The sequence below is a fragment of the Azospirillum himalayense genome, from assembly GCF_042657465.1.
GTDB classification, from domain to species: domain Bacteria; phylum Pseudomonadota; class Alphaproteobacteria; order Azospirillales; family Azospirillaceae; genus Azospirillum; species Azospirillum himalayense.
Genome location: NZ_JBHSLC010000003.1, coordinates 78,507 through 104,371 on the forward strand (window position 1 = coordinate 78,507; position 25,865 = coordinate 104,371).

The window sequence follows — 25,865 nt, forward strand, 5'->3', positions numbered from 1 at the left end:
TTGCCTAGAAGAACAATTGCGACACACCTGATTTCGAATTTCTCGAAATCACGGCTTCGGCACGGCCTGCTCCCGCAGGAAATCCAGAAGCCGTTGGCTCGGCGCGTCCAGCGCATCGGGTGAACGAACGCAAATCTCGAAGCTGCGTTCCGCCCACTCCTCGTCGAGGGCGACCAGTTCGACGCCGAGTGCGTTCGACAAAGGCAGAACGGCGCGCTTCGGCAGAACGCCGACGCCCAGCCCCAGGCTGATCATCTGGCACATCACCTCGAAGCTGCGGACCTGGACGCGCACCTTGATGAAGCGGCCCTCCGCCCGCGCCCGCTCGGCGAGCAGGCCGTGCACGGCGGTGCCGCCCTCCAGCGCCACATGCTCCTCGTCCAGAAGCTCGGCGAAGCGCAGGCTGGGCCGGTCAGCCAGACGATGCCCGCGCGGCAGCGCCACCCACAGCCGGTCCTTGGCGTAGGGGTAGCGGACCAGCCCCTCGGTCCCCCGGCCGCCGACGATGACTCCGATGTCGGCCTTCTTGCGATAGAGCGCGTCCAGCGTGTCGGCGCTGGGGCGTTCCTCCAGCTCCAGCTTGATGCCGGGATTCTCGGCGGCGAAGCGCGAGAGGTCGGCGGCGAGGCATTCCACCAGCGCCGAGGAGGAGGCGTAGACCCGGACATGGCCACGCACGCCGGACCGGTATTCGGCGAGCATCGCCTCCAGCTGCGCCCCCAGATAGACCATGTCGTGGGCGTAGCGCAGCACGAGCAGCCCGGCCGGTGTCGGCTCGATGCCGTGCGGGCGCCGCTTCAGCAGCGGCATCCCGGCGTCGTGCTCCAGCAGCCGGATGCGCCGGCTGGCGGCGGACACCGCGAGATTCAGGGCCTCGCTGGCGCGGCTCAGGCTTTTCAGCTCGCAGGCTTTCACGAACAGCCGAAGCGTCGCCAAGTCATGGTGAAGCACGGTCCACACACCCCATCCGCAATTCACCGGCCATCCGCAATCCGCCGGTCCCGACAGAGTGCCATTCCGGGCGCGGGCGGGCGAGTGCGTTGACAGGGTGACGGGATTCAGGACGCCCGGATCACAGCGACAGGTCGAGCTACGGGTAGGCTGGCCTGGGCGTGATGTGAACGCACAGCCGCGTCAGAAGGATGGCTACGAAGGCTCTGTCGCCTGGATGAAGAATTCGGTGATAGCCCTTGGCCGATCCGCAGCCGGTGAAAGCCTGGCACGTGTTTCGCCCGCTCGGCAGCCATCGAGTTGCGGCGGAGGGACGGTCGGTGACTAAAGGACCGTCTGGACCGGCCCACTAGGGAGTGAGCCTGAGCGACCAGATCTGATCGACGAGGTCGTGGCCGAACCGGTGGTTCGGCGTCTCCCCGGTCATCACGAAGCCGGCACGCTGATAAAGCCGGCAGGCGGCGGTCAGCGTGCTGACGGTCCAAAGCTCCAGCCGCCCGTAGCCCAACGCACGGGCGCGCGCGATGCAGGTGGTGACCAGCCGCTGCCCCACGCCCATGCCTCGCGCGTCGGGTTCGACGTAGAGCAGGCGGAGCTTGGCGACTCCGGGCTCCTCGCCACGCACGAGGAAGATCGAGCCCACCATGCGGCCGCTCACCTCCGCGATCCAAGCGTCGTCCTTCCGGGGATCGAAGGCTTGGTGGAAGTCGGCAAGAATGCGGGCGGCCAGGGCCTCGTAATCGCCGTTCCATCCGTATTCCGAGCTGTAGAGGATCGCCTGGCGAGCGGCAACGAGGCCGAGGTCGCCGGGCCGCAGGCCGCGAAGCCTTACCTCGGGTTCGGCACCCTCGAAGGCGTCGCCGATGGAGACCGCCGCTGCCAAGAGACGGGAGCGCTGGAACGGGCTCAGGCTTTCGAGGAGCCTTCCGACTGCCATGCGCGTGCTGGTTTCCAGGGTCGTGAACGCACGTCCCCCTTCCTCGGTGAGGGAGAGAAGCTGGTGACGGCCATGGGCCGGGCTCTCGCGGACCGCAACGAGGCCGCGCTCCTGGAATCGCTTCACCGTCCTGCTGACCTGGGCCGGGTCAAGGCGCAGCGCGCGGGCGATGTCCGCAGCCATGGGGTCGGTCCGATTCGCCAATTCGTACAGGATGCGCGCCTCGCTGAGGGTGAAGGGACTGCCGTCATAGGCGGCGTCGAGGAGGCCCAACCGGCTCGTGTAGAGCCGATTGAAAGCGCGCAGCGTCGCGATGTCCTGATCGTGTCGGGTGGTCATGGGGCCTCCAATGTTGACTCAGTCAATATTGGAGAATATTGACTGAGTCAACATTGAGAAAGCGCTCTTTCCGGTTCAGCGCGCCGGCACGAGGCGCGGCACCCAGCGGACGTAGGTGAGCATCGCCACCAGCTCCACCAGGGTCTGCGTCACCACCACCGCGGGCACCAGCGCCCCGCCGTCCGGGACGGCGAAGGCCAGCGGCAGGACGACCAGGGAGTTGCGCGTGCCGCCGCTGAAGACGACGGCCCGCGCCGCCGCCGTCTCCAGCCGGAACAGGCGGGCCACGGCCCGGCCGGCGTAGGGCATCGCCAGCGCGAAGGCGATGTAGAGCGGCACGGCCAGCGCCACCGCCCGCGCCTGGGCGGCCACGTCGGCGGCGACCGACGCGACGACGAGAAACAGCACCACCGCCATGAGCGGCACCGGCAGCCACGCCAGGGCGTCCGCGGCGGCCTTTCCGGCACCGCCGCGCGCCGCCCAGGCCTGCGTCGCCCCGGCCAGCGCCAGCGGCACGGCGATCAGACCGACGAAGGCGTCGATGAACGGACCCGGCTGCATCAGCGCCGCCGCCCCCTCCCCGGCGAACAGGCCGAGATAGACGGGCAGAAGCAGCATCTGGACGAGCAGCAGCACCGGCGTCGCCGCCAGCACCAGCCGCGCGTCGCCGCGCCCGAGATGGGTGAAGACGACGACATAGTCGATGCAGGGCGCCAGCAGCACCAGCAGCACGCCGAGACGCACCGCCGCCTGTTCCGTGGGCAGGACGGACACCAGCCCGAGGACGACGCAGGGCACCACCGCGAAATTGACTAGCAGCAGGGCCAGCAGGAAGCGGGTGTTGGTGACGCTGCGCCGCAGGTCGCCCAGCGGGACCTGGAGAAAGGTGACGTAGATCAGCGCGGCGAGGGAAGGGTTGATGCCCGCTCCCCAGAGTTCGCCCGGCAGGACGGCTGCGCTCAGCAGACCGGCGGCGACCGCGGCGAAATAGACGGGGACCTGATGGTTTTCCAGATCCGCGCGGGTGAGGGCGGCCATGGCTCGGTTCCTGGTATGGATTGTCTTTTGGCGCGCGGGAACTGCCCGGTCATGGGCAGCAGCGGCCGTCCTCGTGATGGGGCGACAGCGCCTCGATGATGCGGCACTCGGCCACCCGGCCGCCGCGCCGGCACTGGTGGGCCAGCCGGTCCAGCTCCTCGCGCAGGCGCTCCAGATCGGCGATCTTCCGCTCCACCTCGTTCAGCTGCTCGACGACCAGGGCGTCGACCTCGCCGCAGGGGCGGTCCGGCTGGTCGGCCAGATCGAGCATCGCCCGGACGGTCTCCAGCGGGAAGCCGAGATCGCGCACCCGACGGACGAAGGTCAGCCGCCGCACATGGTCGTGGCCGTAGCTGCGGTAATTGCCCGCCGTGCGGGCGGGCGCCGGCAGGATGCCGATCTTCTCGTAGAAGCGGATGGTCTCCACCTTGGTGCCGGTCAGCTTGCCGAGCGCGCCGATGGACAGCTCCTGTTTCGCCATCACAAACCCTCTTGACCCTGTAGTAACTCCAGGGTCCATGGTAGCGCACGACAGGCAGCCGCGCACCCTCCAATGGCGCGGTCCGCCACACCGCCGGTCGGAGTGGATCATGCAGGACGAGACAATGGAGGCCGCCGCCCCAGGCACCGGGCAGGCCTTGCGCTACAAGGTGGCGGGCATGGATTGCCCGAGCTGCGTCGGCAAGATCGAAACCGCGCTGCGCCGCCTGCCGGGGACGTCCGGCGTCGGGCTCAACCATCATTCGCAGATTCTGCGGCTGACGCTGGACGAGGCGGCGACGCCGCGCGCGACGGTCGAGGCGACCATCCGCGGGCTTGGCTTCGGGGTCGAGGCCGCCGACACAATCCACATCGCCGACGGCGATGGAGTGGTTGCGGACGCCGCCAGCGGAACGGAGCCCCGCTGGTGGCAAACCGGCCGGGGCCGCATCACCATCCTGATCGCGCTGCTGGTCGGGGGCGGCTATCTGCTGTCCTGGCTGGCGCCGGGCTTGGCGGATTACGCGCCGATGCCCGCCGCCCTGTTCGGGCTGGCCGTCTTCGGACGCCGTGCCGTCAGGCTCGCCGGCTCCGGTTCGCCCTTCAGCATCGAAATGCTGATGTCGGTGGCGACGCTGGGCGCGCTCGTCATCGGGGAGGCGGAGGAGGCCGCGGTGGTCGTCCTGCTCTTCGCCATCGGCGAACTGCTGGAGGGCGTGGCCGCCGGGACCGCCCGTTCGGGCATCCGGGCGCTGTCGGCTCTGGTCCCGCGGACGGCCCTGCTGATCGAGGGGGAGAGCGCCCGCGCGGTGCCGGTGGAACGGCTGGAGGTCGGGCAGCTCGTGCTCGTCCGGCCCGGCGACCGCGTGTCCGCCGACGGCGTGGTGGAGGAGGGCGAGTCCGACATCGACGAATCCCCGGTCACCGGCGAGTCCGTGCCGGTCGCCAAGACCGTGGGCTCCCCGGTCTTCGCCGGCGGCATCAACGCCACCGGGGTGCTGCGCGTCCGCGTGACCCGCAAGGCGTCGGACAACACCATCGCCCGCATCGTCCAGCTCGTCGAGGAGGCGCAGGCCGCCAAGTCGCCGACCGCCCGCTGGATCGAGCGGTTCAGCGCCCGCTACACCCCCGCCGTCATCGCCGTGTCGGTCCTGACCGTCCTGGTGCCGCCGCTGGCCTTCGGCGGGGACTGGCACAGCTGGATCTACCGCGGTCTGGCGCTCCTGCTGATCGGCTGCCCCTGTGCGCTGGTCCTTTCCACCCCGGCGGCCATCGCCTCCGGGATCGCGGCGGGCGCCCGCCGTGGCCTGCTCATCAAGGGCGGCGCCGCGCTGGAGGCGATCGGCAAGGTGCGGACCATCGCCTTCGACAAGACCGGCACGCTGACCCTGGGACAGCCGCGGGTCACCGACATCGTCCCGCTCGACGGAAACGAGCGCACGCTGCTCGGCCTCGCCGCCACCGTCGAGAATGGCTCGGCTCACCCGCTGGCCCGCGCCATTCTGGAGCGCGCGGCGGCCGACGGCGTGCCGCTGCGCCCGGCCCGCGACCGCAAGGCCGTTCCGGGACGCGCGGTGCAGGCGGTGGTCGGCGGGCGGCTGATCGAGGTTGGCTCCCCCCGCCACGCCGTCGAGCGGGGCGGTGCCGGGGCCTTGCCCGCCGACACCGTCGCCGCCTTCGAGGAGGAGGGGAAGACGGTCGCGGTGGTCCTGGCGGATGGACGGCCCGTCGGGCTCCTGGCGCTGCGCGACGAGCCGCGGCCCGACGCCGCGCAGGGGATCGCTGCGTTGCGCGGGCTCGGCGTGCGCAGCGTCATGCTGACCGGCGACAACCGCCGCACTGGTCAGGCGGTCGCCCGGACGCTCGGCTTGGCTGTCGAGGCCGAACTGCTGCCGGAGGACAAGCTGCGTGCGATCGCCGGCCTGAAAGGGCAGGGGACGGTCGCGATGATCGGCGATGGCATCAACGACGGCCCGGCCCTGGCCGCCGCCGACGTCGGCATCGCCATGGGCGGCGGCACCGACGTCGCGCTGGAGACCGCCGACGCGGCCCTGCTGGGCAACCGCGTCGAGGGGGTGGCCGACCTCGTCACCCTGTCGCGGGCGACGCTCGCCAACATCCACCAGAACGTCGCCTTCGCGCTCGGCCTGAAGGCGGTCTTCCTGGTGACGACCCTGTTCGGCATCACCGACCTGTGGCTGGCCATCCTGGCGGACACCGGGGCCACCATCCTCGTCACGCTCAACGCGCTGCGCCTGCTCCGCCGCAATGGCGGCGGGCTCGCGGCTCCGCAGCCGGCTGTTTGAAGGAGAGAGATATGAGTTTGCCATGGGCGGCCCCGTCCGCTGGTTTGAGATCGGCCGGTTTGAAACTGGCGGGCACCATCGGTGCCGTGGTCCTGATCCTCGACCAGCTCACCAAATGGGTCGCGCTGGAGCATCTTCTGGAGCCGCCCCGGCTGATCGAGGTCACGCCCTTTCTGAATGTCGTGCTCGGCTTCAACACCGGGGTCAGTTTCGGCCTGCTGGAGAACGACAGCGTCTATGGCCCCTGGCTGCTGTCCGGAGCGGCGCTGCTCGTCGCTGCGGTCCTCGTGGTCTGGGCGGCCCGCTCGGACAGCCGTGCCGAGGCGGCGAGCTTCGGCGCGATCGCGGGCGGCGCGGTGGGCAACGTCGTCGACCGCCTCCGCCAGGGCGCCGTCACCGACTTCATCGATCTCCACGCTTTCGGCTGGCACTGGCCGACCTTCAACGTCGCCGACATCGGCATCACCGGCGGTGTCGGCCTGCTGCTGCTCTCGGGGCTGTGGCCGCGCAAGGCATCCGGCGACGATGCCTCGGCCGGCCGGGATGGCGCGCCCCGCTGACCCGGAGACTTATGGTTCCGCCGCCGCCACGGCGCGCTTCAGAACCTCGAAGACGCGCGGATCGCCCATCTGGGCGACGTTGAAGCGCAGAAAGCCGGCGGCCGACTGGCCGATGCTGAAGACGTTGCCGGGGGCAAGGACCACCCGCTCGTCCAGCGCCGCCCGCGCGACGGCCGCCGCATCCCGGCCGTCCGGCAGGCGGCACCACAGATAGAAGCCGCCGCGCGGCATCAGCCAGGGATGCAGGCCGATGGCCGCCAGCCGGTCCGCCGTCTCGCTCCGCAGCCGCGCCAGACGGCGGCGGAGCCCGTCGAGATGCTTCCGATAGCCGCCGTCGCCGAGAGTCGCGAGGACGAGTTCGGCGGCGACCGGGCTGGGGCCGCCGAAATTCGTCGCGACCTGCAGATCGACCAGCGCCTCCACCCAGTCCGGCCGCGCCGCGAGGTAGCCGCAGCGGACCGAGGCGGAGAGCGTCTTGGAGAAGCTGCCGATCCGGATGACCTGGGTCAGCCCGTCGAGGACGGCGAGGCGCGGCGAGGGGTCCGGCTCGAAGCCGGCGAAGATGTCGTCCTCGACGATGGTGACGTCGTGGGCAGCGGCGGCCTTGAGCAGCCGGTGCACCGTCTGCGGCGACATGGTGGCGCCGGTCGGGTTGTGGAGCGCCGCGTTGGTGATGTAGAGGCGGGGCCGGTGCTCGGCCAGCGCCGCGGCGAAGAGCGCGATGTCCGGACCGCTTGGCGTGTAGGGGACGCCGACGATGCGGACCTGATGGGCGCGCAGCAGAGCCTGGAAGTTGAAATAGCAGGGGTCGTCGACCAGCACCGCGTCGCCGGGGCGCAGCAGGAAGCGGCAGATCAGGTCGATCGCCTGGGTGCCCGACCCGGTGAGGAGGATCTGCTCGGCCCCGGCGGCGATCCCCTCCTCGGCGAATTGCCGAGCCAGGAGCCGGCGCAGGGCGGGCGAGCCGCGCGTGCTGCCATAATCCGCCAGAACGGAATCGTCGGCGTGGGCGAGGCGGCGGATGGCGCGGCGCAGGGCGGCGTTGGGCATCCAGTCCGCCGGTAGCCAGCCGCAGCCGGGCTTCAGCATGTCCGCGTCGGCGTCGAGCGACTGGCGCGACACCCAGAAGGGATCGATGGCCCGGTCGCGGCGCGGTTCGGCATCGGCCAGGGCGAGCGGCGGCTGGGCCCCGGACACGTAGAAGCCGGAGCCGGGCCGCGAGCGGATCACGCCGTCCGCGGCGAGCCGGTCGTAGGCCTCCACCACGGTGGACGGCGACACGCCCATGGCGGTGGCGAAGCGGCGAATCGAGGGCAGCCGGTCCCCCGGCGACAGCCGGCGGTCCGCCATCCTTTGGCGGATCGCGTCCATTACCTCGACCGTCCGTGTGCCCATTCGGTTCGTCATCACGCCGCCTTCGGCAAGTGTATTGCATTCAGTGCCAATACAGTTTGATGCGATTGTATGGGACTGTCGCTGTCTCCGCCAGTGCCCGCCGGGCTAGGCTCGCCCCGCAATGGGCACGGGACTGGAAAGGATCAGGGGATGCGGTGGGCGACGGCGGGCTGGGGCAGCGGGTTGCTGGGCGTGCTCATCTTCAGCGGGTCGCTGCCGGCGACGCGCGTCGCGGTGGGCAGCTTCACGCCCCTGTTCCTGACTTCGGCGCGGGCGCTGATCGCCGCCCTGCTGGCGGCCGTTTTGCTGGCCGTGCTGCGGCAGGCCCGCCCGCTGCGCCGGGACCTCGCGCCGCTCGCGGTGGTGGCGCTCGGCGCGGTCGTCGGCTTTCCGCTGCTCACTGCGCTGGCGCTCCGGCACATCACCTCCGCGCACTCCATGGTCTTCATCGGCCTTCTGCCGCTGTCCACCGCCCTGTTCGGCGTGCTGCGCGGCCGGGAGCGGCCGAAGCCGGTCTTCTGGCTGTTCTCGGGTCTGGGCAGCCTCGCGGTCGTCGGCTTCGCCCTGGCGCAGGGCGGCGGCGCGTCGCTCACCGGGGCCGGCCTGATGGTGGCGGCCATCCTGCTCTGCGGGCTGGGCTACGCCGAGGGCGCGGTGCTGTCGCGCCGTCTCGGCGGCTGGCAGGTGATTTCCTGGGCGCTTGTGCTGACGATGCCGGTGATGGCCGGGCTGGCGCTCGCAACGATGCCGGACACCTGGACGGGCGTCGGGACTCCGGCCTGGATCAGCCTCGCCTACGTCTCCGTCTTCAGCATGCTGATCGGCTTCGTCTTCTGGTACCGGGGGCTCGCGCTCGGCGGCATCGCCGGGGTCGGGCAATTGCAACTGCTCCAACCCTTCTTCGGGCTGTCGCTGGCGGGTCTTCTGCTGAACGAGCCGGTGGCATGGAGCATGATCGCCGTGACCGGGCTGATCGTGCTGTGCGTCGCCGGAGCGAAGCGCTTCGCGTGAAAGGCGATCCTGGGGCCACCGCTTTCGGGTTTTGAGTCTCGGCCTATGGCTATTGGGCTAACAAATCGTTTCTCGCCGCCGCCCCCCGGATCAGCTTAAAGTGGCGTCCCGCTGTGCGGCAATGGCCGCGCCCCTGTTGTAGAGGGGGTTTGGAACAAAGGACGGGACGCCTGCGTATGTCCAACGAGACCGACGTCTCCACCGCTCCCGATTTCCTCGCCAGCGGCGGCGAGATGGGCGCCCAGATGCGCGCGTTCGACTGGGCATCGACGGTGCTCGGTCCGCCCGAGGACTGGCCGCGCAGCCTGAAGACCGCGGTGCGGATCATGCTGACCTCCCGACAGCCGATCTGGATCGGCTGGGGCAGGGACCTGATCTATCTCTACAACGACGCTTACAAATCGATCATCGGCGGCAAGCATCCCTGGGCGCTCGGGCGGCCGACCTCGGTCGTCTGGCGGGAGATCTGGGGCGACATCGGCCCGATGCTGGCAACCGCCATGACGGGGGACGAGGGGACCTACGTCGAGGGGCAGCTCCTTGTCATGGAGCGCAACGGCTATCCGGAGGAGACCTACTACACCTTCTCCTACAGCCCGGTTCCCGACGACGACGGCAGCCCCGGCGGCATCATCTGCGCCAACTCCGACGACACGCAGCGGATGATCGGCGAACGGCAGCTCACCCTGCTGCGCGATCTGGCCGCCGGCACCGCCGACGCCCGGACTCTGCCCGAGGTGTGCGAGCGCAGCGCCCAGGCGCTTGCCACCAACCCGCGGGACATGCCCTTCGCGCTGCTCTACGTGGCCGAGCCCGACGGGGCCAGCGCCGCCCTCGCCGGGTCCTGCGGCATCGGGCGCGGCCATCCGGCGGCTCCGGAAACGCTGGCGGTGGACGGCACGTCGGTGTGGCCCTTCACCCCGACGCTCCACGACCCGGTGCTGATCGGCGATCTGGCGGCGAGGTTCGGCGCCGATCTGCCGCCCGGTGTCTGGCGCCGGCCGCCGGCCCAGGCCGCGGCGATCCCGATCCCGGCCAGCGGCGAGGCGGGGCGGGCCGGCCTTCTCGTCGTCGGGCTGAACCCGTTCCGCCTGTTCGACGACGGTTACCAACGCTTCCTGGGACTGGTGGCCGGGCAGATCGCCGCGGCCATCACCAACGTCCAGACCTACGAGGCCGAGCGCCGACGGGCGGAGATGCTGGCCGAGATCGACCGCGCCAAGACGGTGTTCTTCTCGAACATCAGCCACGAGTTCCGCACGCCGCTGACCCTCATGCTGGGGCCGCTGGAGGAGGTGCTGCAGGCCGAGCCGGAGCGCATGCCGGACCATCGCGAGGACCTGATGGTGGTCCATCGCAATGGGCAGCGCCTGCTCAAACTCGTCAACGCGCTCCTGGATTTCTCGCGCATCGAGGCCGGACGGACCCAGGCGCGCTACGAGCCGACCGACCTCGCGTCCTACACGGCCGAGCTGGCGAGCGGTTTCCGCTCGGCGTGCGAGAGGGCCGGGTTGCGCCTCACCGTCGACTGCCAGCCCCTTCCCGGGCCGATCCACGTCGACCGCGGCATGTGGGAGACGGTCGTCCTCAACCTTCTGTCGAACGCCTTCAAATTCACCTTCGACGGTGGGATCGCGGTCTCGCTGAGGCCGGTCGGCGGGGGCGCCGAACTGGTGGTGCGCGATTCCGGCACGGGTATCCTCGAATCCGAACTGCCGCGCCTGTTCGAGCGCTTCCACCGCGTCGAGGGCGCGCGGGGGCGCAGCCACGAGGGCACCGGCATCGGTCTGGCCCTCGTCCAGGAACTCGTCAAGCTGCATGGCGGCACGATCCGGGTCGAGAGCGAGATGGGGCGCGGTTCGGCCTTCATCATCACCCTTCCGTTCGGCACCGCCCATCTGCCGCAGGAGCGCGTCCTGTCGGCGCCGACCGGCGCCGCGGCCGGCCTGCGCACCCAAACCTATGTCGAGGAGGCGCTGCGCTGGCTGCCCGGCTCGGCCGCCGCCGAAGGCGCGGGGCCGGACCCGTTCATCGGCACCGCGGAGACGGTCCTGGCGCCGGCAGCAGGTGAATGTCCGCGCCTCCTGCTGGCCGACGACAACGCCGACATGCGGGACTATGTGAGCCGCCTGCTGAATGGCCGCTACATCGTCGATGCGGCGCCCGACGGTCAGGCCGCCCTGGCGGCGATCCGCGCGAACCGTCCGGATCTCGTGCTCACCGACATCATGATGCCCGTGCTCGACGGCTTCGGATTGCTGCGCGCGATCCGCGGGGACGCCGACCTGCGCGACCTGCCGGTCATCCTGCTGTCGGCCCGCGCCGGCGAGGAGGCGAGCGTCGAGGGGCTGTCGGCCGGCGCCGACGATTATCTGGTCAAGCCGTTCTCCGCGCGTGAACTGATCGCCCGCGTCGACACCGCCCTGGCCATGGTGCGCCTGCGCCGCGAGGTGGACAACGCGCTGCGCGAGAGCGAGGCGCGCTTCCGCAATCTCGCCGACCATGCGCCGGTGATGGTGTGGGTCACCGAACTCGACGGCTCCTGCACCTATCTCAACAAGTCCTGGTACGAGTTCACCGGACAGACCCCCGAGACGGGGTTGGGCTTCGGCTGGCTGGACGCGACTCATCCCGACGACCGTCAGGCCGCCGAGGACGTGTTCCTGGCGGCCAACGCGAAGAAGGAAGCGTTCCGGTTGGAGTACCGGCTGCGACGGGTCGACGGGGTCTACCGCTGGGCGATCGACGCCGCCGCCCCGCGCTTCGACGCGGAGGGTGGGTTCCTCGGCTACATCGGTTCGGTGATCGACATCACCGAGCGCAAGGAGGTCGAGGACGCGCAAAGGCGCCTCAACGATGTGCTGGAGCAGCGCATCGCCTCGGCGATCACCGAGCGGGAGCAGGTCGAGGCGCAGCTTCGCCAAGCCCAGAAGATGGACGCGGTGGGCAAGCTGACCGGCGGGGTGGCGCACGACTTCAACAATCTTCTCCAGGTGATTTCCGGCAACCTCCAACTCCTGGCGAAGGACATTGCGGGAAATGACCGCGCCGAACAGCGGCTGCAGAACGCGCTGAGCGGCGTCAGCCGGGGGTCGAAGCTGGTTTCCCAGCTCCTCGCCTTCGGCCGCCGCCAGCCCCTCGCCCCCCGCGTGGTCAATCTGGGCCGGCTCGTCCGCGGTCTCGACGAGATGCTGCGCCGCGTGCTCGGCGAGGGTGTCGAGATCGAGACCATGATCACGGGCGGCCTGTGGACCACCTTCGCCGACGAGAGCCAGGTCGAGAACGCGCTGCTCAATCTGGCGATCAACGCCCGCGACGCCATGAACGGCCACGGCCGGCTGACCATCGAGGCCGGCAACGCCTTCCTGGACGATCCCTACGCCGCCCGGCACGCCGAGGTGGAGCCCGGCCAGTACGTCATGCTGGCGGTGACCGACACCGGCTGCGGCATCCCGCCGGACGTGCTGGATCACGTCTTCGAACCGTTCTTCACGACCAAGCCCGAAGGGCAGGGCACCGGCCTCGGTCTCAGCATGGTCTATGGCTTCGTCAAGCAGTCGGGCGGGCACGTCAAGATCTACAGCGAACCCGGCCAGGGAACCACGGTCCGCGTGTATCTGCCGCGCGCGCATCAGGCGGAAGACGTCGTGACGGTGATCGACAACGGGCCTGAGACGGGCGGGTCGGAAACCGTGCTGGTGGTCGAGGACGACGACGACGTGCGGGCGACCGTGGTCGAGATGATGGCCGACCTCGGCTACCGCGTGCTCAAGGCGCGGGATGCGCAGAGCGCGCTGGCCATCGTGGAAAGCGGCGTGCCGATCGACCTGCTGTTCACCGACGTCGTCATGCCGGGGCCGCTGCGCAGCCCGGACCTGGCGCGCCGTGCGAAGGAGCGTCTGCCGGGGATCGCGGTCCTGTTCACCTCGGGCTACACCGAGAACGCGATCGTGCATGGCGGGCGGCTCGATCTCGGCGTCGAGCTGTTGAGCAAACCCTACACCCGCGAGGCGCTGTCCCGTAAGGTTCGGCATGTCCTGCGCAACCAGCAGCAGCGATCCAAGGGGCAGGCTGGCGACCGATCCGGGAACCCGGTCGTGGCGCCGAAGCCGTCCGCCGAACCCGCGCCGGCGAATGTGAACGGCCAGCAGGGCTTGTGTGTGCTTGTGGTGGAGGACGACGCGCTGATCCGCCTCGTCACGGTGGAGATGCTGACCGGCCTCGGCCATTCGGTCGCCGAAGCGGGCAACGCCGAGGAAGCCTTGGCGATTGCCGAGACCCAGACCGTCGATGCGCTGTTGACGGACATCAGCCTGCCGGGGATGTCGGGAGAGCAGCTGGCCGCCGCGCTGCGCAAACGTCACCCGGCCCTGCCGGTGGTGTTCGCGTCGGGGGCCGACCGGGCGCCCGCCGGCGGCGTCCACCTGCCGAAGCCCTACGACAACGCGGCCTTGGCCGAGGCGTTGGACAAGGCGGTGAAGCCACCCCGCTGAGCATTTTTTCCGTCGCCGGCGACTACAGCCGGGCCGCCCTCCGTCCCGCCACTGCGGACTTGACGGAGGGCTTGATGATGGGCGCGGTGGCCCTCGCTCACGGCGTCAGGAACAGGGCCGAGGTCCAGACCCGCGACTGGTCGCGCTGGCGCGCGGTCAGGAACAACGGATGCTCACGGCCCGGGGCGAGGGCGAGGTCGGCGAGCGGGATGCGCCCGGTGAGGTCGCGGGGCAGCGGCGCCTCGGTGACCCGCTCCACCGTCACCTCCAGCTCGGTGCCGGGCAGCATGCGGGTGATCCGCCCGGCGTCCGCGTCGGCCAGCAGCGCATCGCCGTCGATGTCCAGAACCGCCTCCGGGGCGTGCGGGTTGGGCGGCGGGGTCAGCGGGTTGCCGACCTTCACATAGGTGCCGATGGCGAGCCGCACCTGGATGCGTGCACCGGCCAGACGCGACAGTGCCAATTCCACCCCGTCGCTGTCGCCGTGGGTGACGGTGCGGATGGCGACGGTGGTCGCATCGCGGCGCCAGCAGCCCTGCTCCGGATGGTCGAAGCCGAAGGGCTCGACCCGCTGCACGGCGGCGCCGGTGACGGTGATCCCGCCGTCCCAATAGGCGCCGCGGTAGCGGTCCTTGATGCGGGCGCCGCCCAGCCGCAGGCGGATCTTCGTTTCCGACAGGCCCAGCTCGCGGTGCAGGTCGCGCTCCCAGACCAGCCGGCCGCCGTCGAACAGGCGCAGACTCTCCCACCCGCGGTCGCCGAGCAGGCGGTAGTCCAGCGCGTCGCCCGACGTGGCCTGCACCACCTCGCCCATCCAGCGGTCACCGAGCCGCAGGCTGGCGAAGCTGCGCTCGCCGGTGGTCGCGAAGGTCCGCCGCGCCCGCAGCGCCCGGCCCACCGACGCGCGGTCCAGCCGGTCGGCGAAGACGCCGGTCAGCCCGCCGCGCGCCCCGAACACCGCGGTCGCCGGCGCCCCGCCGCCGCAGCGCCCCTGATGCTCGTCGCTGCTCGCCGAGGCGCCGAGCCGGTAGCCGCGGGCCAGCGCCTCGGCGTAGACCCAGTGGAACTGGCCCCAGGCGGACCCGATCTCGATCAGCCGCTCCAACTCCGGGTGGTGCCAATCGAGGTTGCAGCGCCGACCGCCGACATGGGGGATCAGCAGATGGCCTTCCGGGTCGTCCCGGTAGGCGGCGTAGAGGTCGTCGAGGGGCCAGGCGCCGGGGCGCAGCGCGCCGCGGGTCGACTCGTTCCATTCGAAGGAGCGCACCGGCTGGCCCCGCCCGTCCGCCGGGAAGCGCGGCGCGCCGTCGCGCAGGAAGATCACGTTGTGGTCGCCGCCCGCCGCGGAATTGCCGCACCACTCCGTGCCGGGGTAGCAGACGAAGCGGTCCGGCTCGTTGCAGCGGTCGATCAGGCCGACCGCCTCGGTCCAGGCGCGTTCCGTCACGTTGAAGTCGTTGGCGGTGTAGCCCAGCACGTCCAGCCCGGCGACGTCGCGCCCGTAGGACAGGTTGTAGGCGGTGTCGTTGGTGCCCACCGTGTCGTTGGAATGGACGTGCAGGTCGGCGTAGACGGCGCGCGGCGCCCCGTCCTCGGCGGTGACGAAGGCTTCGGCGGGGGCGAGGCCCGGCGCCGTCGCGGCGATCCGCCATTCCCCGGCGCCGAGGTCGAGCGCCTCGCGCCGGACCAGCCAGCCGTTCGCCTGGGGATCGGGGGCCAGCGCGACCGTCCGTGCGCTTTCGCCCTTCGGCCCGGTGCCATTCGGCCCGGTGACGGTCAGGGTGGCGTCGAGCGCGGTGTCGAGGCAGCAGTTGCCCCAGGCGTCGTCGGCGCGCAGCAGCAGCGACGCCGGACCGGGGGCGATCAGCCGCGGCGCGACCAGCCGCAGAACGGCGGGGACGCCCGGCACGATGTCGATCACGCAGTCGCCCGGCACCTCCGCGTATTTCTGGCTGCCCAGCGGGTCGATGAAGACGCGGAAGCGGAAGCCCTGCTCGACGAAGGTCTGCACCCGCGTGCCCGGCCCGCCCTGGCGCCGGTCGCCCAGCCGGATCACGATGCGGTCGCCGGGATTCAGGTAGCCGTCGATCACGTCGATGACGATGGCCTTCTGGTAGGGCCGTTCGTGCCCCTTCTGGTCGAAGCGCACCTTCAGCGCCTGCACGGTCGCCGGGCTCTGCCCCGGCACCAGCGGTCCGGCCTCGTACTCGGCGGAGACGAAGTTGGCCGCCGTGGGATCGCTGGTCTGGAACAGCGCCCAGTCCGAATAGAACTTCATCGCCAGCTTGATCCCCGCCCCGTCGGCGAGACCCGACCCGCCGACCTCGTAGGTCAGCGTCACCTCGGTCCACTCGCCGGCCACCAGCCGCCGGTGGGAGCAGGCGGTGGCGCCGAGGAAGGGACGGGCCTTGTTCCGCTCGTAAAGACCGGCGGGGGCGATGTGGCCGGTGGGGACGGGATCGCTCATGGAACGGGACCTCGGGCAAGGGGGCGGCGCACCGCAACGGCTAATACATTTCATAACAGGTTCGATGATACAATATAAGACATGTGGGGCGTCCCACCGGATGATGACGTGTTTGGGGAGGATCGGCGCGCTTGAGCCGGCCGGACTCCGGTGGCATCAAGGCGCGGACACGATCGCCACGGGCGGGGAGGGAACGGTGGCCCCGATGCGGGACAGTTTGGTGCGGGATAACGCGACGGCCCTCTACCGGCAAATCGCCGACCGCCTGCGCGAGGAGATCGCCGCCGGCCGGTTCGAGCCGTCGGGCCGCCTGCCGAGCGAGAGCGAGATCGGCATCCGCTTCGCGGTCAGCCGGGTGACCGTCCGCCTCGCGCTCGACCGGCTGGAGGCGGAAGGGCTGATCGAGCGGCGCAAGGGCAAGGGCACCTTCACGGCGGGAAAGCGCGTCCGCCACCCGCTGGACCGGCTGCGCAGCTTTCACGAATCCCTGCGTCTCCAGGGGCTGAACGCCAGCATGCGTCCTCTGTCGGCGGGCATGACCGCCACGCCGCCGGACCTGACGGGCGCGTTCGGCCCGCGCTGCCTGGAGGTGCGCCGCCTGCATCTGGTGGACGGCGAGCCGGTGGCGCTGGGGCGCAGCCTGCTGTCTGCGGACCTGGAGGGCGTCGACTGGGCGGCGGCGGGAGAGAGGCCGGTCTACGCCATTCTGCGGGAGGTCACCGGGCAGCCGGTGGTCGGCGCCGATGTCGAGGTCAAGGCCGAGGCCGCCGGTGCGGCGGTCGCCGAACCGCTCGGCGGGACGGTGGGGATGCCGGTGCTGGTGATGATCCGGCGGTCGTTCTTCGCCGACGGCGCCTGCGCCGACCACGCCGTCTTCCACGTCCGTCCGGAGCGTTACAGCTTCGTGCTGTCGCACCGCTGGGAGGGGTAAAGCCGGGGATCGCTCAGCGCAGCGTCTCGGCGCAGCCGTCGAGGCCCAGCCCGCGGCACAGCGCCTGGGCCAGCAGGCGTCCGTCGGGATTGTCCGGCCCGAGCGTGCCGGGCGGACGCCCCAGGAGCGGGTAGAGCATCATGCCGCCCTGCGGGTCCTGCGCGACGTTCCGGGCGAGCTGTTCCGCCAGCGGCACCGTGTAGGTCGGCCCGCCGAGCTGGCTCGGCGGCACCTGGACGCCGAGGGCGAGCGGCCCCTTCCAGACCTGCCGGTAAGCCTGCCAGGCCTGCCAGGGATCGAAGGTCGGGCCGCCCTCATAGGCCATGATGGAGACGAGGTCGATCGCCGCCGCCTGCGGGGAGCGCAGCAGGTTGAGAATCGACCCGGTGTGGGGGCCGCGCGGCTGGGCATCGCGGAACGCGCCCTCGCCGTAGGCCCCGATGCTCCAGCCCGGCACGGTCAGCAGCAGGGGGCGCGGGAAGGCGTCGCGGAAACGCGCGACCAGGTCCAGCCACGTCGCGTCGGAGAGGCAGCGCACCCGGCCCGGCGGCCGGACCGAACAGCCGGGCGCCACCGGCTCGAAATCCAGATCGACCCCGTCGACGCCGAGATCGCGGGCCAGCCGCACCAGCGCGTCGAGGTTCAGAGCGTCCCAATTCGCGTAGTTGGCGCCGCCGACGGCGAGCAGAACGCGGGTGCCCGGCTGGCGCTGTTTCAACAGCGCGATGGCGTCCCTCAGCACTGCGCCGGAAAAGCCGTACTGCAAGCCGGTTTCCTTGAGGTCGAAGCGGCCGGGATAGGAGGCGTCGGGCCGGACGAAGGACAGGGCGACCAGATTCATGTAGCCGGGGAGAGTCGCTAGCGTCGTGGCGGCCGGTCCGGTGGCCGGGCGCTCGTACCAGCTGTCATGGTAGACGAGCAGGGGGCGCGCCGGCAGCCCGTCCGATTTCGCGTCTGTCATGCCACCCGCCAGCAGCCCGGCGGCGATGGCCAGGGCGCCTAGAACACGTCGCGCCCGAAAAGGCCGGTGGTCACGGTGCTGATGATGATCTTCGCATCGAGCCATAGCGACCAGTTCTCGACGTAGTGGATGTCCATGTCAACCCCGACGCGCGCCTTCTCGACCGTGTGGATGCCGCCGCGCATGCCGTTGATCTGGGCCCAGCCGGTGATCCCCGGCTTGACACGGCTGCGCGCCGCGTATTCGCGCGCGACCTCGGCGTAGCGCTGGTTGCCGACCCGCATGTTCGGGACATGGGCGCGCGGGCCGACCACCGACATGTCGCCGGTCAGCACGTTGAAGAGCTGGGGCAGCTCGTCGATGCTGGTCCGGCGGAGAAAGCGGCCGACGCGGGTGATGCGCGGGTTGTCCCGGCTGGTGCCGACGGCGCCGTCGTCGCTGTCGTCCACCTTCATCGTGCGGAACTTCAGCATGGTGAAGGGACGGTTGTTGAAGCCCACGCGGGTCTGCCGGAAGATGATCGGCCCCGGCGAGTCCAGGCGGACCGCGATGGCCGCGGCCAGCATGAAGGGCGAGGCGACGAGCAGGCCGAGCCCGGCGACGGCGACGTCCTCGATCCGCTTCACGATGATCTGCATGCCGCGCAGCGGCTGCCGCATCACCAGCAGGGCCGGGATGTCGCCGATGTGCCGCAGGTTGGCGAGCCGCAGCCGGATGCTCTCCTCGTCCAGCGGAATCAGGATGTCGAGGGAGATCATCTGAAGCTGCATGCGCAGGCTGTGGATGCGCATCGCCGCCCGCCAGGGCAGGGCGATGACGACCATATCGACGCGGTTGTCCGGCAGGAAGCGCTTGAAGTCCGTCAGGTCGCCCGACACCGGGAGGCCGGCGAGCGAAGTCGGCCGGCGGTCGCTGTCGCGGTCGTCGAACAGGCCGAGGATGCTGTAGTTCGCCCGGTGTTGCGGCAGCGCCAGATGCGCGATCATCCGCTCCGCCACCTCGGTCGCGCCCAGGATGACGACCCGCCGGCGCAGCACCCCGCGCTCCTCCAGAAGACGCACGCCCCGCGCCGCCATGATGCGTCCCACCCCCAGACAGGCGAGCGCCGTTCCGCCCCACAGGGCGAGCATGTCCGACGGGCCGACCTCCGGCAGGAAGGCCCAGACGAGCAGGGACAGGACGGTCCCGGCCGGCAGCAGACCCCCGACCACGTCCAGCAGCGATTTCCCCCAGTGCCGGTAATTCTCGACTCGGTAGGCGCCGATGGTGGTCATGGCGCGCAGATAGACGACGAGCGTGACGGCCGTGAAGATGACCGCCTGGATGAGCAGACGGCCGTCGTCGAAGGACTCCCCCTCCGTCCGGTCGGCCCAGGCGACCCAGGCAGCAAGCCCGGCGAGCGCCAGCAGGACCCCGTCCGCCCCCTTCACCAGCCGGTTGACCAGCCCATGCGTCCAGTGCAGCCAGCCGTCCCGCGCCCCGGAGAAATCGCTTGGGGGCGGTGCAAAGTCCGGCGCGGCGTCCGGCATGGCCGCCGGCGGTGCGGCAGTGTCCGGAACGGCGCTTCGCTCTTCAGCCGGAAAACGGACCTGCACGTCGTCGCGCATGGTGGATTCTTTACCCCTGCACGAAGCGGCGGATGATCGGCTTCAACGCCTGCCCCAGCGGATGGGAGCGAAGCCGGCGGGTCAGGCCGGTCTGCCGGATGAGTTGCATCGGCGTCCGCGGCGTGCGGAACACGGTGACGGGCTGGCCGAACAGCTCGGTGTCGCGCACGAAATGGCGCGACGGCATCGCGCCGACCAGCATGGCGCGGTAGCGTTCCGCCCAGTCCGGGCGGGCCAGGAGCAGCTTGTTGTCGCCAATGGCGAAAGGGACGAGGGCTCCCGGCCGATCGGCCATGAAGCGGCACATGCCCTCGGACACGGCGGGGAATTCCGGGTTGAAGTAGTCGTCGAGGACGATCACCCCGCCGTCGCCCAGGCTGTCGTCGGCGATGCCCAGGTCGTGGCGCGTGATGTCGGCGGTGTGGCCGCCATCGATGCTGAACAGCCGGACCGCGGGCCCCAGCCGGCCGGCGAGGCCGGTCCAGGCGAGAGCCATCGAGTTGCCCTTGACGACCTCGACCGACGCCGGTTCGATTCCAAAGCGGACGAGGTTGGCGCGGAAGGCCGTCTCGTCCCCTTGCCCCGACTGGTCGACGTTGAACTGCTGGTCGTCGAACAGATCGACGGCGAAGGCCCGCTCACCCGGTCGGCGGACAAGAGCCAGCAGGATGAACAGCCGTCCATGGTGAACGCCGATCTCGCCGACGCTCCCCACCACGCCCTGGCCGCTCTGCCAGACGCCGACGGTGGCGATCAGGCCGGCGTCCAGGCGCGACAGCCAGCCGTCCACACGGCGATGGCCACCACGCACGTAGCGGTGAAGCGGCGATGAAAATGCTATTGGGGGTTGAGGCGACATGGTGACCTCTTACTATCACACTATTTAAAATGGATTAAGCCAGCATTGGCGACGCTGGCGCGATAAATTTCGACAAAGAGTCACAATCGATCTTTTCGATTCTGTTGCATTTTGAAGAATTCCGGAGAGGCGGATTCCGATGATCCTGCTGCACTCGCCTTGCGATCCATTGGTCCGGCTCATGATTGGGGGTTCCCGCCATGCATAAGGCCGGGGATGGGGAGGGGATGGCGGCGGTCATCGTCTTCCCATGGTGAAGACCGGGCGTTTCGGTGGGTGAAGGGGGCGCCGGGCGCCGGCCTGTCGGCGGGCGTTGCGCCAGTAGAGGGCGAGCGCCATGACGCTGGCAACCTCGCCGGGCGTGAAGACGACGGAGTAGATGGTGGAGGTCGCCAGGGCGAACAGGATGTAGTCGCCCAGCGCCTGGGTCATGGGATCGTCGCCGGTGGCGGCCTTGCGGGCGGTGCGCAGCGCCGCAACGTAGAAGGCCGCGATCAGCACCGCGCCGATGACGCCGTATTCGAAGACGATGCCGATCCAGCCGATGTCGGCGAGATAGAACTGGTCGTTGCCCAGGATGTCCGCCAGGGTCACGTTGCTGAAGCGGGTGACGGCGCCCACCCCCAGCAACCAGCGCAACGGCGTCACCTCAAGGAAGTCGAGCGCCAGGATGATGGAGTTCTGCCGGATCGACAGGGAGGCGCCGAGCATCTGCTCGGCCCGGTTGGCGAGGTCCACGCTGTAGACGGCGGCCAGGACGACCGTTGCCAGCAGGGCCATGCCGACCGCAAGGATCCGCCACCAGCCGCGCGCCGAGGTGATCATCGCGAAGCCGACCACCAGGACCACGCTGCCCAGAGCCGTGCGCTGCTTGTAGATCAGGACCATCAGCAACAGCCCGACCAGCAGCAGCGGGATGGTCCACCATTCCCGGTACGCGCAGAACCGCCGGGACAGATAGAAGAGGAACAGCACGCCGAAGAACATCGGCATGAAGATGCGGGGACCGCGCTCGACGTCGTACATCAGCAGCTTGCTCTTCAGCGGGTCGGTGGCGTAGGCCTCCGGCGGAAGGACCAGCCACAAAGCGAGCATGACGACGAAGGTGCCGGCGCCGAGCGCGATCAGCGCGCCACGCAGCTGCGGCAGCGTCGGGCGCAGCATCGTCAGAAGGGCGGCGAGGGAGAAGTAGTAGGCGAAGGGCCAGACCTTGACCGTGGTCGCCATCGCATCGGTCAGCCCGTTGCCGAGCTGGACCATGGACACCGCCGGGGTGATCGCCACGAGATAGGCGAGCAGGGCGATGCACAACGACTTGAACGGCAGCTCGATCTGCGCCAACGCGTAGACGGCGAGCGGTATGGTCAGGACCGGCCAGCTTTTCGACAGGGCGTAGAGCGGCGGGACATCGACCAAGTAATGGAAGCTCTGCCCGAACAGGGGCAGCACCGCCAGCAGGATCATCACCGTCAGGGAGCGGGGCAGGGCGCGGCGGGGCGCCGCCACCCGGACGGGCGACAGGATGCGGCCGCGCTGCCGGGCTCCCAGCTCGACGATCATGGGCGAGCCGCCGGCTTCGGGCGAGTCCGGTCCCGCTGTTCCGACCACCAGGCCGACAGCGCGATGCCGAGCAGCGGCAGGGACTCCACGAAGACCCGCCGGGCGTGGCCGCGCGGATTCTGGGCCAGCCGGTACAGCCATTCCAGGGCGAAGCGGCGGAACAGCGGCGGCGCGCGTTCGACCAGTCCCGTCACGAACAGCAGCGAGCTGCCGACGCACAGCCCGACGCCGGTGGCCTGTCCGGTGTTCCGGATGGCCAGCGCCAAGCATTCCGACTGCGGTGCGCCGACCGCCAGGAAGACGAAGCGGGCCGGGTGGTCCAGCACGAAGCGGACGCAGCGCTCGACCTCCCGCGGATCGGCGGCGAAGCCCATCGGCGGGTCGTGCCGGGCCAGCCGGGTCAGGCCGAAGCGGTCGCGCAGGCGGCGCTCCAGCTCGTCGTTGCCGCCGATCACCGTGACGGTATCGTCCGGGGTGATGACGCGCGCGAACAGGTGGGCGGTCAGGTCGCTGCCGCTGGCGCTGGGCAGCGGCTTGCGGAACAGCCGGCGGGACAGGTGCCGCATGATCTGGCTGTCGCACAGCCGCAGCCACGCGCCGTCATAGGCGGCGCGGAAGCGGGCGTCGCCGCCGCGGTGAAGCCGCACCACATGCTGCGCGTTCGGCGTCACGACGTAGGCGAAGGGCTCCCCCGGCGCACGCGCGGCGATGGCCTGGGCGGCACCGGCCACGTCGAGGCGGGTGATGGCGACCCCGAAGACGGTGTCCGCGGGGTGCTCCCGCCCCGGTTCGGTCTGGGGCGTCATCATGGGAAGGTCGTGATCGCGCCGGTTTGGCGGCTGATCGTGTAGTTGAACGTGCGCTCGAACGGGACGACGCGGTTGATGAACTGCTCGACCCACAGGCCCGTCTCGGCGATGGAACTGCGCGGCACGAACAGGATGTCGCCGGCGACCAGCGGCACGTCGCCGACCGCCGCCCCGGTCTCGATGAACCGGCGGGTGTCGATGGTGCGCAGCATCGGCTTGTTCTCGGGGTTGCGGCGGATCAGCACCACCTCCTCGTACCGCGCCTCGCGGTCGAAACCGCCGGCCAGCATGATCACCTCCATCACGCCGATGCGGCCGTTCAGCAGGTAGGTGCCGGGGCGGGCGACGGCGCCGCCGATGTAGGCGCGGTTCGACGGAGTCTCCTTCAGCCCGATGCTGACCTGCGGGGCGCGCATCCAACGCCGCGCGCGCGTCTCGACCACGGTGGCCAGCTCGCCCGGCGTCAGCCCGGCGGCGTCGACCTGCCCGGCCATGCGCAGCCCGGCGGAGCCGTCGGGGCCGATCATCACCTCCTCGTCCATGTCGGGGGTGAGCATGAACTTGACCTGGAAGCGGTCGCCCGGACCCAGCCGGTAGGGCGGGGTGGAGTCCTCCCAGCGGGCGAAGCCCTCGGGCATCGCCTCCTTTGGAGTCAACGACTGGCCGGTGCACGCGCCGAGCGCCAGCAACGCCGCCAACAGGAAGCCCCGCATCGCGGCCATCCGCATCACAGCCATCGGTAGATCACCTGGGGAATGTGGAAGTGACGGCCGGTCAGCACCAAGCCGACGATGTCGCCGCCGGACGCGAGGATGGAGTCGCGCATCCGGGCGGCGACCGGCGCACGGGTGTGCTCGGCGCGGGCGACCAGGATGTTCGCATCCACCATCGGCGACAGCCGGCGGGCAAGATGGCTGTTCCCGATCGGCGGCGACAGAATCAAAATGATGTCAAAGCGTTGATTCAGCCGTTCCAGCATCTGGCGCGACTGGGCGATGGGGGTGCGCAGGCTGCCCAGCGCCGATCCCGTCGCCTGCCGCGACACCCAGAGCAACGGCACGGCGGAGGGCAGCGCTTCGAGGTCGCCGGTGCCCTGCGGCTCGATGGTCGGCAGCCGCTCGCCGGCTCCGCTGTCCACTTCCCCGGCCGCCTCGCCGTCCGTCTTGTCGTCGGCACCCGCGTTGATCGCCGTCAGCTGGCCGGTGCCGTCGCCGCAAAGGTCGATGACCAGCGTCCGCAGGCCCCGCCCCTTGGCGAATTCCAGGGCGAGCCCGCGCGCCACGATGGCGTCGCCGTCGCCGTCGTTGGCGGTCACGAACTGGATCAGGGCCATCGGCTGGTCGTCCAGGCCGTGGTCGCGCAGCTGGGCGGCCAGATGGATCAGCTCCTGCTGGGCACCGGGGGACACCAGCTCGCCGTCGGTGTCGGAGAAGCTGGCGATGGCCGGGACGCCCAGATCGCGCTCGATCTCGTGCGGCAGGATGTAGACCTGGCGCAGCCATGTCGCGAGCACGCCGGCCGCACCGCCCAGCAGGATGCCGCCGACCAGACCGGCGATGATGAAGCTCGGCGCCATGCTCGTCCCGGTCGCCGGGGCCACGGCCGGCTGCACGACGCGGACGTTGGAGAAGCGCACCTTGGCGGCCTCCTCCTCGGCGCGGGCGGCCTCGGTGCGCTGGGCGTAGTCGCGGTAGATGTCCTCCATCACGCCGCGCGTGCGCTCCAGGTCGCGCAGCTCGCTTTCCGCCTTGCGCAGGCGTCCCACCTTCTCCACCGCCACCGTGTGCTGGCGGTTCAGCTCGTCGAGCTGCCGGGCCACCGCGTCCTGCTCGATCTCCAGCGTCAGCAGATGGTTGTTCAGGAAGGGGATGGACGGGTTGCGGACCTCGCGCGTGGTGTTGTAGACCGGCTTGTCGCCGCCCTTCATCGACTGCCGGACCGTCCGGATCTTCCGCTCCAGCTCCTGGAGAGGCGGGTAGTCCGGCAGGAACTGCGAGGCCATCCGGTCGCGCTCCAGCTCCAGGCGGAGCAGCACGTTGCGGTCGTCGTCGTTCTGGGTCTGGTTGCTCTGCTCCCGGAAGTCGAACACCCGCTCCGGCAGGGCGGCGAGCCGCTTCTTGGCCGCCGTGACCTCCGCCTGAAGGGCCGCCTGGCGCTCCTGGGTCTGCCGGCGGCGCTGCACGATGCTGTCCACCTGGTTGGCGGCCAGCAGGCTTTCCTGCCCGAGATCGACAATGTCGTATTCGGACTTCAGCGCCTGGATCTGCCCCTCGATGCTCTTCAGCTGGTCGGAGTGGCGGGCCAGTTCGGAGGCGAGGAAGGGCGAACGCGGGATGTCGAAGATCGCGCGGCGGCGCTTCAGGTAGGCGTCGGCCAGGGCGTTGACGGTGTCCGCGGCGAGGTCCGGGTCCTCGTGGCTGAAGCTGAGGCGCACGATGTTGGAGGAGGACTGCTGCTCCACCTGAAGGCGGCGCTTGAACTTGTCGATGGCTTTTTCGAGCTGGTCCTGTGGGCTGTCGGCGGGCAGCAGGCCGAAGAGGCGCGGGCGCGCGATCTCCGGGAACAGGGTGACCGGGTCCAGCGCGCTCAGCGTGTCCTCGATCACCCGGCGGCTTTCCAGGATGCGGATCTCGCTGTCCACCGACTTCAGCCCGTCGATCGACAGGACGGAGGGCAGGGTCCCGGCCACATCGCTGATCCCCGCGTGCGAGCGGTCGATCATCATCATGACCAGGCTTTCCGCAGCGTAGCGGGTGCGCGCATAGGTGGCGGCAGCCAAACCGGCAATGATCGAGAGGAGGGCAACGATCAGAATGATGCGCTTGTGATAAAAAGCGAGTATCAGAAGGTCGCGCGGCGTAAATGCCGATACTCCGCTGGAGAACAGCACCCCTTGCGATTGCTGAGCCGGCGAGCTATCCAGTTGATCAGCCGATTGACTCTGCCTGCGATTTTCCAGATGTTGGGACAGCATCTTTTATGGGTACCGTAGCGTGTGGATCGAACACTTAACCGCTATGGTTTACCACGCCCGGTGTACCCCTGTCATGGGGTGGTTGGGCTTTTGAAGCATTTTGTCTCAATTTTTAGCTATTTGCTTTTTGCCGAATCCCCGCACTTTTTGGTTGGGTGTCAGGATGCCGGCCCCAGCCCCATCGAGC

18 protein-coding genes are annotated in these 25,865 nt (G+C 70.0%); 5 read left to right on the plus strand and 13 right to left on the minus strand.

The genetic code is table 11. The features are described 5' to 3' along the window. Positions 1 to 48: 48 nt before the first annotated feature. The 4 genes from ACFPMG_RS01370 to ACFPMG_RS01385 form a co-directional block, all read right to left on the minus strand. The gene (locus ACFPMG_RS01370) at positions 49 to 951 is read right to left on the minus strand and encodes a LysR family transcriptional regulator (RefSeq protein WP_035681627.1); all 903 of its coding nucleotides are present in this window, start codon (positions 949 to 951) and stop codon (positions 49 to 51) included. 349 nt (positions 952 to 1,300) lie between these two features. Further along, positions 1,301 to 2,227: a bifunctional helix-turn-helix transcriptional regulator/GNAT family N-acetyltransferase gene (locus tag ACFPMG_RS01375; protein ID WP_376993464.1), complete on the minus strand. Its 927-nt coding sequence runs from the start codon at positions 2,225 to 2,227 to the stop codon at positions 1,301 to 1,303. Positions 2,228 to 2,302: 75 nt separating this feature from the next. Beyond that, positions 2,303 to 3,265, minus strand: a complete 963-nt coding sequence (locus ACFPMG_RS01380) for a bile acid:sodium symporter (protein WP_376993465.1) — start codon at positions 3,263 to 3,265, stop codon at positions 2,303 to 2,305. 49 nt (positions 3,266 to 3,314) lie between these two features. Further along, positions 3,315 to 3,746 (minus strand): MerR family transcriptional regulator, encoded by a 432-nt coding sequence (locus tag ACFPMG_RS01385; RefSeq protein ID WP_145683735.1) that lies wholly within the window; start codon positions 3,744 to 3,746, stop codon positions 3,315 to 3,317. Positions 3,747 to 3,855: 109 nt separating this feature from the next. On the opposite strand from ACFPMG_RS01385, the gene ACFPMG_RS01390 reads away from it, so the two are divergent. Together ACFPMG_RS01390 and lspA are read left to right on the plus strand one after the other, a co-directional pair. Then, on the plus strand, positions 3,856 to 6,051 hold the full coding sequence (locus tag ACFPMG_RS01390; RefSeq protein ID WP_376993466.1) for a heavy metal translocating P-type ATPase: 2,196 nt from the start codon (positions 3,856 to 3,858) through the stop codon (positions 6,049 to 6,051). Between the two features lie 11 nt (positions 6,052 to 6,062). After that, complete coding sequence (gene lspA, locus ACFPMG_RS01395; RefSeq protein ID WP_376993467.1) at positions 6,063 to 6,611, plus strand: signal peptidase II; 549 nt, start codon at positions 6,063 to 6,065, stop codon at positions 6,609 to 6,611. Between the two features lie 9 nt (positions 6,612 to 6,620). On the opposite strand, the gene ACFPMG_RS01400 is transcribed toward lspA, so the two are convergent. Next, a complete protein-coding gene (locus ACFPMG_RS01400) occupies positions 6,621 to 8,018 on the minus strand; it encodes an aminotransferase-like domain-containing protein (RefSeq protein WP_376993468.1) in 1,398 nt (465 codons plus the stop codon). Positions 8,019 to 8,156: 138 nt separating this feature from the next. Between ACFPMG_RS01400 and ACFPMG_RS01405 the strand changes: the two genes are divergently transcribed. Together ACFPMG_RS01405 and ACFPMG_RS01410 are read left to right on the plus strand one after the other, a co-directional pair. Beyond that, positions 8,157 to 9,017 carry a DMT family transporter gene (locus tag ACFPMG_RS01405; RefSeq protein ID WP_376993469.1) on the plus strand — a complete coding sequence of 287 codons (861 nt, stop codon included), beginning with the start codon at positions 8,157 to 8,159 and terminating at the stop codon, positions 9,015 to 9,017. 176 nt (positions 9,018 to 9,193) lie between these two features. Continuing rightward, positions 9,194 to 13,510, plus strand: a complete 4,317-nt coding sequence (locus ACFPMG_RS01410) for a response regulator (RefSeq protein ID WP_376993470.1) — start codon at positions 9,194 to 9,196, stop codon at positions 13,508 to 13,510. A gap of 97 nt (positions 13,511 to 13,607) precedes the next feature. Here ACFPMG_RS01410 and ACFPMG_RS01415 read toward each other — a convergent pair whose 3' ends face one another. Beyond that, positions 13,608 to 15,977, minus strand: a complete 2,370-nt coding sequence (locus tag ACFPMG_RS01415) for a PHP domain-containing protein (protein ID WP_376993471.1) — start codon at positions 15,975 to 15,977, stop codon at positions 13,608 to 13,610. Positions 15,978 to 16,182: 205 nt separating this feature from the next. Between ACFPMG_RS01415 and ACFPMG_RS01420 the strand changes: the two genes are divergently transcribed. Next, a complete protein-coding gene (locus ACFPMG_RS01420; protein ID WP_376993472.1) occupies positions 16,183 to 16,908 on the plus strand; it encodes a GntR family transcriptional regulator in 726 nt (241 codons plus the stop codon). A 13-nt stretch (positions 16,909 to 16,921) separates the two neighbouring features. Here ACFPMG_RS01420 and ACFPMG_RS01425 read toward each other — a convergent pair whose 3' ends face one another. The 7 genes from ACFPMG_RS01425 to ACFPMG_RS01455 form a co-directional block, all read right to left on the minus strand. Further along, a complete protein-coding gene (locus tag ACFPMG_RS01425; protein WP_376993473.1) occupies positions 16,922 to 17,869 on the minus strand; it encodes a hypothetical protein in 948 nt (315 codons plus the stop codon). Between the two features lie 38 nt (positions 17,870 to 17,907). After that, complete coding sequence (locus tag ACFPMG_RS01430) at positions 17,908 to 19,476, minus strand: exopolysaccharide biosynthesis polyprenyl glycosylphosphotransferase (RefSeq protein ID WP_376993474.1); 1,569 nt, start codon at positions 19,474 to 19,476, stop codon at positions 17,908 to 17,910. A 10-nt stretch (positions 19,477 to 19,486) separates the two neighbouring features. Continuing rightward, positions 19,487 to 20,335, minus strand: a complete 849-nt coding sequence (locus ACFPMG_RS01435) for a class I SAM-dependent methyltransferase (protein ID WP_376993475.1) — start codon at positions 20,333 to 20,335, stop codon at positions 19,487 to 19,489. A gap of 237 nt (positions 20,336 to 20,572) precedes the next feature. Beyond that, positions 20,573 to 21,895 carry a hypothetical protein gene (locus ACFPMG_RS01440; protein ID WP_376993476.1) on the minus strand — a complete coding sequence of 441 codons (1,323 nt, stop codon included), beginning with the start codon at positions 21,893 to 21,895 and terminating at the stop codon, positions 20,573 to 20,575. After that, the gene (locus ACFPMG_RS01445) at positions 21,892 to 22,704 is read right to left on the minus strand and encodes a WecB/TagA/CpsF family glycosyltransferase (RefSeq protein WP_376993477.1); all 813 of its coding nucleotides are present in this window, start codon (positions 22,702 to 22,704) and stop codon (positions 21,892 to 21,894) included. The genes ACFPMG_RS01440 and ACFPMG_RS01445 overlap by 4 nt, the downstream gene beginning before the upstream one ends. After that, positions 22,701 to 23,441, minus strand: coding sequence for a polysaccharide biosynthesis/export family protein (locus ACFPMG_RS01450; RefSeq protein WP_376993478.1), 741 nt, complete (start codon positions 23,439 to 23,441; stop codon positions 22,701 to 22,703). Before ACFPMG_RS01450 ends, ACFPMG_RS01445 begins: the two co-directional genes overlap by 4 nt. Beyond that, a complete protein-coding gene (locus ACFPMG_RS01455) occupies positions 23,432 to 25,432 on the minus strand; it encodes a GumC family protein (protein WP_376993479.1) in 2,001 nt (666 codons plus the stop codon). Before ACFPMG_RS01455 ends, ACFPMG_RS01450 begins: the two co-directional genes overlap by 10 nt. Positions 25,433 to 25,865 lie beyond the last annotated feature (433 nt).